Genomic DNA, 10,852 nt, shown 5'->3' on the forward strand with positions numbered 1-10,852 from the left:
CCAGCATGCAGCCTGCGATGATGCCGTTCTTGGCCAGCGGCACGGTGATTTTCCAGAAGTTGTTGAAGTTGCTCGAACCCAGATCCGAAGCCGCTTCCAGCAGGCTTTGATCGTGCTTGACCAGGTTGGCATATAGCGGCAACACCATGAACGGCAAGTAGGCGTAAACCACACCGATGTACACGGCGGTGTTGGTGTTGAGGATCTCGATCGGGTGATCGGTCAGCCCGGTCCACATCAGAAACGCATTGAGCAGACCGTTGTTGCTGAGGATGCCCATCCACGCATACACGCGGATCAGGATCGCGGTCCAGGTCGGCATCATGATCAACAACATCAGGACGTTTTGCGTTTCCTTGTTGGCCTTGGTAATGGCGTAGGCCATCGGGAAACCGATCACCAGGCACATCAGCGTGCTGAAAAACGCGACCTTCAACGAACCGAGGTAGGCCGAGAGGTACAGCTCATCGTCGGTCAGCAACAGGTAGTTGCCGACGTTGAGGAACAGCTGAAACTTCTGTTCGGCGTAGGTGTAGATCTCCGAGTAAGGAGGAATGGCCAGCGCCGCTTCCGAGAAGCTGATCTTCATCACCAGGAAGAACGGCAACAGGAAAAACAGGCACAGCCACAGGAAAGGAATCCCGATGACGAGCTTTCGACCACTCGGCATCAGCCGCATGAACTGCTGATTGAGTGTTTTCATGAGCGCAGTACCACGCCGCTGTCGTCTTCCCACCACACGTAGACGGTGTCGTCCCAGGTCGGACGCGCGCCACGGCGTTCGGCGTTGGCCATGAACGACTGCACGACTTTGCCGCTTGGCAACTGGACGTAGAACACCGAGTGACCGCCGAGGTAGGCGATGTCATGCACTTTGCCTTGGGACCAGTTGTAGCGGTTCTCGGGCTTGACCGTGCTGACCAGCATTTTTTCCGGGCGGATCGCGTAGGTGATCGACTTGTCCTGCACCGACGTGCTGACACCGTGACCGACGTAGATCTTCTGTTCCAGGTCCGGGCTGTGGATGATCGCGTGACCTTCAAGGTCTTCCACCACGGTGCCGTCGAAGGCGTTCACGTTGCCGATGAACTCGCAGACCATGCGGCTGACCGGTGCTTCATAGATGTCGACCGGGCTGCCGATCTGCGCGATCCAGCCCAGGTGCATGATCGCGATGCGCTGGGCCATGGTCATGGCCTCTTCCTGGTCGTGGGTCACCATCACGCACGTCACGCCGACGCGCTCGATGATTTCCACCAGCTCAAGCTGCATCTGCGAACGCAGCTTTTTATCCAGCGCACCCATCGGTTCGTCGAGCAGCAACAGCTTTGGACGCTTGGCCAGGGAGCGAGCCAGGGCCACACGCTGACGCTGCCCGCCGGACAGTTGATGCGGTTTGCGTTTGGCGTACTGGGTCATGTGCACCAGGCGCAGCATTTCTTCAACGCGGGCGTCGATTTCGCTGGCGGGCAAACGGTCCTGCTTGAGGCCGAAGGCAATGTTCTGTGCCACGGTCATGTGCGGGAACAAGGCGTACGACTGGAACATCATGTTGATCGGCCGCTCGTACGGCGGCATATCGGTGATGTCCACACCGTCGAGAAAAATCCGGCCATCGGTCGGGCGCTCGAAGCCTGCGAGCATGCGCAGCAGGGTCGATTTGCCAGAGCCGGAACCACCGAGCAGAGCGAAGATTTCGCCTTGATGAATCTCGAGCGAGACATCGTCCACAGCGGTGGTTTCGTCGAACTTCTTGGTGACTCGGTCGACCTTCACCAACACCTTCTTCGATGTCTGGTGACCTTCAAGAGCCTTCCTGTAAATGCTGGAGGCGTTTGYCATGTGAAACTCCCAACAGGTTTCAGTCGTCGGGCCAACGCGGCCTGACTTAATAATTGTGTGCAAGCCCTGTGGAGTGATGCCAGAAGGTTCAGCGCTGGTCGCCTGTGGGAGCGAGCCTGCTCGCGAARGCGGTGTGTCAGACAGCATCAATGTTGACTGTGCCGCCGCCTTCGCGAGCAGGCTCGCTCCCACAAGGGTATTTCGCTGGCTTAACTGGCCTCACCCTAACCGGGCTTATTCGGCGCCGCCGTCCTGGCTGCCTGGTAGTACTTGTTGTTATCGCAGTGTGTTGCTGTCGCGAGGGGCGGGCGCGCAAAGGCACGCCCGTCTGGCTCGCGGGGGCAGTAAAAGTTGTTTGTGTATTAAGTCAGCGGGTTTTACGCAGCGCGGCTCGTCGCCGGCATGCATCGCCGAACGCCTGGAAAATACTCAAATAAGGAGGATTGGTTAAAACCTGCCATTCCGGGTGCCATTGCACACCGACGGCAAACGTCGGGCTGTGCTCCACCGAGATCGCCTCGATCAAACCGTCCGGCGCAATCGCTTCGGCACGCAGGCCAGGAGCGAGTCTGTCGATGCCCTGACTGTGAATCGAATTGACCCTGAACTCCACCGGCAACTCCAGGGCTTCGAACACGCCGCCCGCTTGCACCGTTACCGCATGGGCCGGTGCGTATTGCACCGCCAGCTCCGGACTGTCCGCTTCGCGGTGATCGAGCATGCCCGGCAGTTCGTGGACCTTCTGATGCAGGCTGCCACCAAACGCCACGTTCATTTCCTGAAAGCCCCGGCAGATGCCGAGCACCGGCACGCCGGCCGCAATGGCCGCACGTAATAAAGGAAGGGTCGTGGCGTCCCGCGCCGGATCGTGATCCGTGCCGGGAGCGCTGGCCGGGCCTTGATAGTGGAAAGGCTCCACATTCGAGGGGGAGCCGGTCAGCAGCAGACCGTCGAGATGCGCGAGCACATCGTCGATTTCAGTCAGTTCGCCCAGGGAAGGGATGACCACAGGCAGCCCCAAAGCCGCGACGCTGACAGCACGCAAGTACTTGTCGCCGCTGACGTGGTAGGGGTGCAGGCCAATCTGTTTGACGCATGCAGTAACGCCGATCAATGGCTTGAATGCCATTTTTATCACCTCGAAGTTTCACACTTGAACGAGCTTTTCCGGAGCTTAGCCTTGTTGATTTTAATTAACAACTCTCATGTAAAAAATTCTAAACGCCGCACGTCCGGTCTCCAGTGTTTACGTGGTGCTCAAGACTGAATTGGCACTCTCGTCCCCCTGAAAGGCCCAAAAATAAAGGTTGAAGGCTCAAGTGTTCGCTATTGACTTCACTTTGCCGTTCGGGTTGACTGGGTCAGCAACAAGGTAGTGAACATAATAATTAACAGCTAAAAAATAGGTGCATCATGTCGGTCCCTCTGCGTGCCGTTCAACTCAACGAAGCAAACGCATTCCTTAAGAAATATCCTGAGGTTTTGTACGTCGACCTTCTGATTGCGGATATGAACGGCGTGGTGCGCGGCAAGCGCATCGAGCGCACCAGTCTTCATAAGGTCTACGAAAAAGGCATTAACCTGCCGGCGTCCCTGTTTGCTCTGGACATCAACGGTTCTACGGTGGAAAGCACCGGCCTGGGTCTGGACATCGGCGACTCTGACCGGATCTGCTTTCCGATCCCTAATACGCTGAGCATCGAGCCATGGCAGAAGCGCCCGACCGCGCAACTGTTAATGACCATGCACGAACTCGAAGGCCAGCCGTTCTTCGCTGACCCTCGCGAAGTGMTGCGTCAGGTGGTGAGCAAGTTCGATGACATGGGCCTGACCATCTGCGCCGCGTTCGAACTCGAGTTCTACCTGATCGACCAGGACAACGTGAACGGTCGTCCGCAATCGCCTCGTTCGCCGGTATCGGGCAAGCGTCCGATGTCGACCCAGGTGTACCTGATCGACGACCTCGACGAATACGTCGATTGCCTGCAAGACATCCTCGAAGGCGCGAAAGAGCAGGGCATTCCTGCCGACGCCATCGTCAAGGAAAGCGCCCCGGCGCAGTTTGAAGTGAACCTGCATCACGTCAACGACCCGATCAAGGCCTGCGACTACGCGGTGTTGCTCAAGCGTCTGGTGAAGAACATCGCCTACGACCACGAGATGGACACCACGTTTATGGCCAAGCCGTATCCGGGTCAGGCGGGCAACGGTTTGCACGTGCACATTTCGATTCTCGACAAAGAAGGCAACAACATCTTTGCCAGCGAGGATCCCGAGCAGAACGCCGCGCTGCGACACGCGATCGGCGGTGTGCTCGAGACCCTGCCGGCGCAGATGGCGTTCCTGTGCCCGAACGTCAACTCGTACCGTCGTTTCGGCGCGCAGTTCTATGTGCCGAACTCGCCAAGCTGGGGCATCGACAACCGCACCGTAGCCGTGCGTGTGCCGACCGGTTCGCCGGACGCGGTGCGTATCGAACATCGAGTCGCYGGTGCCGACGCCAACCCGTACCTGCTGATGGCTTCGGTGCTGGCCGGTATTCACCACGGTTTGACCAATCAGATCGAGCCGGGCGCCCCGGTGGAAGGCAACAGCTACGAGCAAAACGAGCAGAGCCTGCCGAACAACCTGCGCGATGCCCTTCGCGAGCTGGACGACAGCGAAGTCATGGCCAAATACATCGACCCGCTGTACATCGACGTGTTCGTGGCGTGCAAGGAAAGCGAGCTGGCCGAGTTCGAGAACTCCATCTCCGACCTTGAGTACAACTGGTATCTGCACACCGTCTGATGACCTGATACCAGTCAGTTAGGCGGCAACGAAACCTGTAGCAGCTGGMGWAGCCTGCGTTCGGCTGCGMAGCAGTCGTAAAAGCTGAGCGCTGGGCCTTCCTGAAGCACCACATCGCCTGATTTCACGACTGCTGCGCAGCCGAACGCAGGCTACGCCAGCTGCTACAAAAGAACGCGCTACGGCTGAGACTTCTTCACTGACTGGCTTTAATCCAACGACTACTTATTCCTCTGCGTCGAGTCACAACCATGACAAACACTCGCAGCGACTGGGAACAACGCTTCCAGTCCCTAACACTCGAAGGCCGTGCATTCATCGACGGCCAGTACTGCCCGGCACTCAGCGGCGACACCTTTGAATGCATGAGCCCGGTCGACGGCCGCTTCCTGGCCAACGTCGCCAGCACCGACGAAGCCGACGCCAATGCAGCCGTCGCCGTCGCGCGCCGCACGTTTGAATCCGGCATCTGGGCCAACCTCGCTCCGGCCGAGCGCAAGCGCATCCTGATTCGCTTCGCCGACCTGATCCTGGCCAACCAGGAAGAACTCGCCCTGCTCGAAACCCTCGACATGGGCAAGCCGATCAACGACTCGATGAACATCGACATTCCAGCGACTGCCAACGCGATCCGCTGGAGCGCCGAAGCCATCGACAAGATCTACGACGAAGTCGCCGCCACCCCGCACGACCAACTCGGCCTCATCACTCGCGAACCTGCCGGTGTGGTCGCTGCCATCGTGCCGTGGAACTTCCCGTTGATCATGGCCAGCTGGAAGTTCGCCCCGGCGCTGGCCGCCGGTAACTCGTTCATCCTCAAGCCATCGGAAAAGTCGCCGCTCACAGCCATTCGCATTGCGCAGTTGGCCCTGGACGCCGGCATCCCCAAAGGCGTGTTCAACGTGCTGCCGGGCTACGGTCACACCGTTGGCAAGGCGCTGGCGTTGCACATGGATGTCGACGTGCTGGCCTTCACCGGCTCGACCGCGATTGCCAAGCAACTGATGATCTATGCCGGGCAAAGCAACATGAAACGCGTGTGGCTCGAAGCCGGCGGCAAGAGCCCGAACGTGGTGTTCGCCGATGCGCCGGATTTGTGCGCGGCCGCACAAGCGGCGGCCGGTGCGATTGCCTTCAACCAGGGCGAAGTCTGCACCGCCGGATCGCGGTTGCTGGTGGAACGTTCGATTCGCGAGCAGTTCATTCCGCTGCTGGTGGAGGCGTTGCAAGCGTGGAAACCGGGGCACGCTCTGGACCCGGAAACCACCGTCGGCGCAGTCGTCGATCAGCGTCAACTGGACAACGTGTTGCGCTACATCCAGGTCGGCAAAGACCAGGGCGCGCAACTGATCGCCGGCGGCAGCCGCACCCTCGAAAGCACCGGTGGCCTGTACGTGGAACCGGCGATTTTCGACGGCGTGACCAACGCCATGACCATCGCCCGCGAAGAAATTTTCGGCCCGGTGCTGTCGCTGATCACCTTCGACACCGCTGAAGAAGCCTTGGCCATCGCCAACGACAGCATCTTCGGCCTGGCCGCTGGCGTCTGGACCAGCAACCTGAGCAAGGCCCACACCTTCGCTCGCGGTTTGCGCGCCGGCAGTGTCTGGGTCAACCAGTACGACGGTGGCGACATGACCGCGCCGTTCGGCGGGTACAAGCAGTCGGGTAACGGTCGGGACAAATCGCTGCACGCGTTCGACAAATACACCGAACTCAAAGCGACCTGGATCAAGCTCTAATACCTATAAAAAAGCGACGGTCGCCGGCTCGCTGCCGGTGGCCATCGGAGAAAGCCATGAAACAAGATTCTGTGAAACAAACCCACGTAAACAGCTACTACGCTGCCACCCGCAACTTCACCGGTGACTTCCCGGTGCTCGAACAAGCGGTGGACTGCGACGTCTGCATCATCGAACAAGAAGCAACTCAAAGGTCTGGCGGAGCAAAAGAACAGCTGGGAGCGCTACGGCAACAAGAACCTGACAATGCTCGACGCGGCGGACATCAAGCGCGAAGTCGGTTCCGAGGCTTACGTCGGCGGCCTGCTGGACATGCAGGGCGGCCACATCCACCCGCTGAACCTGGCCCTCGGCGAAGCCTCGGCCATCATCGGCCTGGGCGGCAAAATCTACGAACAGTCAGCGGCGGTGGAAATCACCTACGGCGAACCGATCACCGTGCGCACCGCCAAAGGCGTGGTCCGCGCCAAGTACCWGCTGATCGCCGGTAACGCCTACCTGCCGCAGGGCCTCGACAATCGCGTGACCAGCAAAAGCATGCCGTGCGGCTCGCAAATCGTCGTCACCGAGCCGTTGTCGGAAAAGGTTGCGCGCAGCCTGATCAAAAACAACTACTGCGTCGAAGACTGCAACTACTTGCTGGATTACTACCGCCTCACCGCTGACAACCGCCTGCTATACGGCGGTGGCGTGGTCTACGGCGCGCGCGAACCAGATGACATCGAACAACTGATCAAACCGAAAATCCTCAAGACCTTCCCGCAACTCAAGGACGTGAAGATCGACTACCGCTGGACCGGCAACTTCCTGCTGACCATGTCGCGCATGCCCCAATTCGGCCGCATCGAGAAGAACGCCTACTACATGCAAGGCTACAGCGGCCACGGCGTCACCTGCTCGCACCTGGCCGGCAAACTCATCTCGGAAATGATCCGCGGCGACGCCGAACGCTTCGATGCATTCGCCTCGCTCCCGCACATGCCAATGATCGGCGGCCGCACCTTCCAGGCCCCGCTCACCGCCATGGGCGCCGCGTACTATGCGCTGCGCGACCGTTTCGGGATCTAAGCCTGATGCAATCCCTGTGGGAGYGAGCCTGCTCGCGATGAGGCCATGTCAGTCACTTTTGATGTGGCTGGCACACCGCTATCGCGAGCAGGCTCACTCCCACAGGGGATTGGCGGTGCACACAAACTCAGCCACACCCCGGAACAAATGTGGGAGYGAGCCTGCTCGCGATGGCGGCATATCAGCCGCCCTCAATGCCACCTGACACCCCCAAAACTCACATCGCTAAAAGGTCTGCCATGAGCACCTTCGGCTATTTCACTAACCAGTTATCGAACCTGCTGAGCAACACCCCCAAACGTGATTTAATACCCGCCTTTCAAATCTCCGGGACAGGGAAGCGGTATCTTCGCGGCCAAAAGTCGCCCGCCATCCACCCCCATAACCCTTAAGTTTTTCTCGCATAAGGCTGTCATGGACACGGGCTCACGACTCAAATTAGTACGCGAAAGCTACAAACTGTCCCAGCGCGAGCTGGCCCGGCGTAGCGGCGTCACCAATGCCACCATCTCCCTGATCGAACAGAATCGCGTCAGTCCCTCCGTCAGCTCCCTGAAAAAACTGCTCGAAGGCATTCCCATGTCTCTGGCGGACTTCTTTACCTTTGACCAACCTCCGCGTGAGCATCAATACGTGTTCCGCGCCAACGAGCAGCCGGATCTCGGCCGTCATGGGCTGCGGTTGCTGCTGATTGGCGCTTCGGTGCCGAGCCGGCAGATGCGCTTGTTGCGCGAGCAATACGCGCCAGGGGCGAGTTCGGGGGAAGAGCCGATTGTGCACTCGGAAGGGGAGGAGTGTGGGCTGGTGACTCGGGGCACGGTTGAGCTGACCGTGGACGGCCAAATCAGCGTGCTCAACGCGGGCGACGGCTACTACTTCCCGACAACCCTGCCGCACAAGTTTCGCAATATTGGGCAGGACGAAGCGGAAATCATCAGTGCCAACACTCCCGCAAACTTCTAACCCAAAAACGGACGCACCCCTGTAGCAGCTGCCGAAGGCTGCGTCCGCATCCAACACCAATGTTAAATGGAAGCAGCTGATTCAGCGTTTTTCAAAGAAAATGGACTTCACCTAATGACCACACACCGCATCCGCCCCCTCGCACTTTGCATCTTCCATCATGATGGCAAGATACTGCTCAGCGAAGCCCACGACCCCATCAAAAACCGCCCATTCTTCCGCCCGATCGGCGGCGGTATCGAATTCGGCGAAACCAGCTCCGACGCCATTGTCCGCGAAGCTCAGGAAGAGCTTGGTTTGGCCATCACTGATGTCCGCTTGCTGGGTACGCTTGAAAACATCTTTACGTACGCCGGCAAGCCGGGACACGAAATTGTGCAGGTTTACGATGCGAAGTTTGTGGATGCCAGCGTCTATGCGTTACCGCACTTGGACGGTCAAGAAACCGATGGCGCAACCTTCACTGCGAAGTGGCTTGCGTGGGAAGGCTTTACTGATGATGCGCCATTGGTTCCTGATGGGCTGTATGAATTGCTGAAGAAAACAGTCGCGATTGCCTGAAACTCTGCATCAAAAAGGTGACAGATCTATTTAGATGCACACAGGTGAAAAGCGGCCAGCCACCACCGCTCGTCCGCCTCTTAGCACGATTTCATCCGCCATTCTTCCAATGTTGTGTTATCCCAACACTCAGGAAGAATCAAAATGATGAATCCAAAAATTGTGGTCCTGACGCTCGCAGCGATTCTGTCGGGCGGTTCGCTGTACGCCGTCGCAGCGGACACAACACCGGCAGGGACCTCTACCGATGGCAAGACCGAGACTCGCGATCCCGCACCTAAACCCACTAATGCTGATCCTGATGCGGCTTCGCTTCCCAAAGGCGCAGACGGCGGGACAACCGATAACGGCCCGGCAGCGGCTGGCACCAAGGCGAGTGGGCCGCAAGGTAGCAGCAGTAGCAGTGGCGGAAGTTAGTTTTTTGGTTGAGCCAGTACGGCTATTAGTTGCTCGGATGAAGAAAATGCCTGTGTCGTGAGATATGGGCATTTTTTTGTTGCTCACATTAGTGTGCTGAGCATTTTTAGTTGGTTGAATATTTTTACGTGCAATTTGTAATGGTTAGTTACCAGAAATTTCTAATTGTCGGGTTCAGCTTTCTTTGTGAGTGAGAGGCTCTAGCTCGCTCGATTCAGACAAAAGTGTGCAACACGGGCATCCAAGGCATTACATTTTTTTAGAAAAAACTGTTGACATTTTTTTTGTGGGGTTGAATATTTCTCCGGCGCAGGATAGCGCAATAGGGATAGATAAAAATAAAATCAAGGAATAAACGGAGAGTCTGATGAGCATTCAGGAAGCGTTCAATGTAAGGGCAAATGAACAAGCGTTACGCGATACCAAATACGATGCCACTTACAATAATATCGCCTCATCCATCGTTCGACATAGGGCAATTCAGGAGCTTGATCGATTCGGCCAGATTCTGGCGGCTAATCCCCTGGATCATGAAGGATTAGCGATGTTCTTCGGAACTGTGTGGGCATTCTTCAAGGACGTACCCGCCGGTATTATTGCATTGGCCGCCAGGGTCACTGATGAGTGGATCAAAGAAGATACCTGGAACGGCACGGCCAAAGCGGCACATATTCTCTACGCTTCGGTAGATGAATACGGATTGCATCAACACAGCAAACACATGCTGCCAACCCATCATCAAATGTTCAAAGAGCTTACGTCCCATTTAGGTCTCTCTGACGCAGATCTTTTTGATCCGAAGCACGTTTTGCCGGAAGGCGTCGCGATGGGTAATAACACTCATCGAATGTACCGTTCTGAGTTCCTTGGAGAAGCTTTAGGCTTTCATCTTGCGTCAGAAATGACCTCATCCCGGGAGTTTCAGTACTTTCTTGAGGGCTTCCAGAAGTACGCCAGTGAATATGGTCTGAAGGATCAGGACGATCCGGTACTGGCATTTTTTGCAATTCATTGCGATGTGGAACCCATGCACGTGGCAACCGGGCGGGACATACTTGTTTCCTATCTGGAGAAAAATGAAAACATCGGTCCGCAAGCTTTGCGAGGGGCGATGGCTTTCATGGATGGATTTGAGCAAATGTTTGCCGCTTTGAACAAGCGCTTGAGTGCATCCATTTAGTAAGTTTTAGGCGGGCCTACGGCCCGCTTTCTTAACAGGGATTAGTTATGTCAAAAGAGTATGAGTGCCAACTCTGTCATTACACCTATTCTGAAAGCGACGGTGAGCCACTGGAGAATATTGAGCCAGGAACTAAATGGGAAGATTTGGCTGAAGACTTTAAATGTCCCCATTGTCGCGCGAAGAAAAAAATGTTCAAGGAAGTCGGAAAGTAAGTGCAGGATTTTCAGCAGTCTCTGTTATTTTCGATGGTGCTTTCGATTTCATTCGGGCCGATTGCCTTAATTAT

General features: G+C 57.0%; 10 protein-coding genes and 1 pseudogene. 8 read left to right on the forward strand and 3 right to left on the reverse strand.

Going from position 1 to position 10,852, the window contains the following annotated elements; genetic code table 11:
* The 3 genes from AC1DSG_RS25695 to AC1DSG_RS25705 form a co-directional block, all read right to left on the reverse strand.
* The coding region (locus tag AC1DSG_RS25695; RefSeq protein WP_477793396.1) for an ABC transporter permease subunit at positions 1 to 703 on the reverse strand (703 nt) is incomplete at its 3' end.
* Positions 700 to 1,842: a polyamine ABC transporter ATP-binding protein gene (gene potA, locus AC1DSG_RS25700; protein WP_477793397.1), complete on the reverse strand. Its 1,143-nt coding sequence runs from the start codon at positions 1,840 to 1,842 to the stop codon at positions 700 to 702. The genes AC1DSG_RS25695 and potA, both read right to left, overlap by 4 nt.
* Before the next feature lie 367 nt (positions 1,843 to 2,209).
* Entirely contained in the window at positions 2,210 to 2,971 is a 762-nt protein-coding gene (locus tag AC1DSG_RS25705; protein WP_477793398.1) for a gamma-glutamyl-gamma-aminobutyrate hydrolase family protein, read from the reverse strand.
* Between the two features lie 284 nt (positions 2,972 to 3,255).
* Here AC1DSG_RS25705 and AC1DSG_RS25710 point away from each other — a divergent pair, with 284 nt between their 5' ends.
* The 8 genes and pseudogenes from AC1DSG_RS25710 (at position 3,256) to AC1DSG_RS25745 (ending at position 10,778) form a co-directional block, all read left to right on the forward strand.
* Positions 3,256 to 4,632, forward strand: coding sequence for a glutamine synthetase family protein (locus AC1DSG_RS25710; protein ID WP_477793399.1), 1,377 nt, complete (start codon positions 3,256 to 3,258; stop codon positions 4,630 to 4,632).
* Positions 4,633 to 4,883: 251 nt separating this feature from the next.
* Complete coding sequence (locus AC1DSG_RS25715) at positions 4,884 to 6,374, forward strand: aldehyde dehydrogenase (RefSeq protein ID WP_477793400.1); 1,491 nt, start codon at positions 4,884 to 4,886, stop codon at positions 6,372 to 6,374.
* A gap of 56 nt (positions 6,375 to 6,430) precedes the next feature.
* Positions 6,431 to 7,442, forward strand: a pseudogene (locus AC1DSG_RS25720) (NAD(P)/FAD-dependent oxidoreductase).
* Positions 7,443 to 7,856: 414 nt separating this feature from the next.
* Positions 7,857 to 8,405 (forward strand): cupin domain-containing protein, encoded by a 549-nt coding sequence (locus AC1DSG_RS25725; protein ID WP_007946335.1) that lies wholly within the window; start codon positions 7,857 to 7,859, stop codon positions 8,403 to 8,405.
* A 114-nt stretch (positions 8,406 to 8,519) separates the two neighbouring features.
* Complete coding sequence (locus AC1DSG_RS25730; RefSeq protein WP_477793404.1) at positions 8,520 to 8,966, forward strand: NUDIX hydrolase; 447 nt, start codon at positions 8,520 to 8,522, stop codon at positions 8,964 to 8,966.
* A gap of 144 nt (positions 8,967 to 9,110) precedes the next feature.
* Complete coding sequence (locus AC1DSG_RS25735) at positions 9,111 to 9,383, forward strand: hypothetical protein (protein WP_477793401.1); 273 nt, start codon at positions 9,111 to 9,113, stop codon at positions 9,381 to 9,383.
* Between the two features lie 367 nt (positions 9,384 to 9,750).
* Entirely contained in the window at positions 9,751 to 10,563 is an 813-nt protein-coding gene (locus AC1DSG_RS25740; protein ID WP_477793402.1) for an iron-containing redox enzyme family protein, read from the forward strand.
* A 47-nt stretch (positions 10,564 to 10,610) separates the two neighbouring features.
* Positions 10,611 to 10,778: a rubredoxin gene (locus AC1DSG_RS25745; protein WP_477793403.1), complete on the forward strand. Its 168-nt coding sequence runs from the start codon at positions 10,611 to 10,613 to the stop codon at positions 10,776 to 10,778.
* The last annotated feature ends 74 nt before the right edge of the window (positions 10,779 to 10,852 follow it).

Source organism: Pseudomonas sp. P5_A12 (assembly GCF_056400685.1).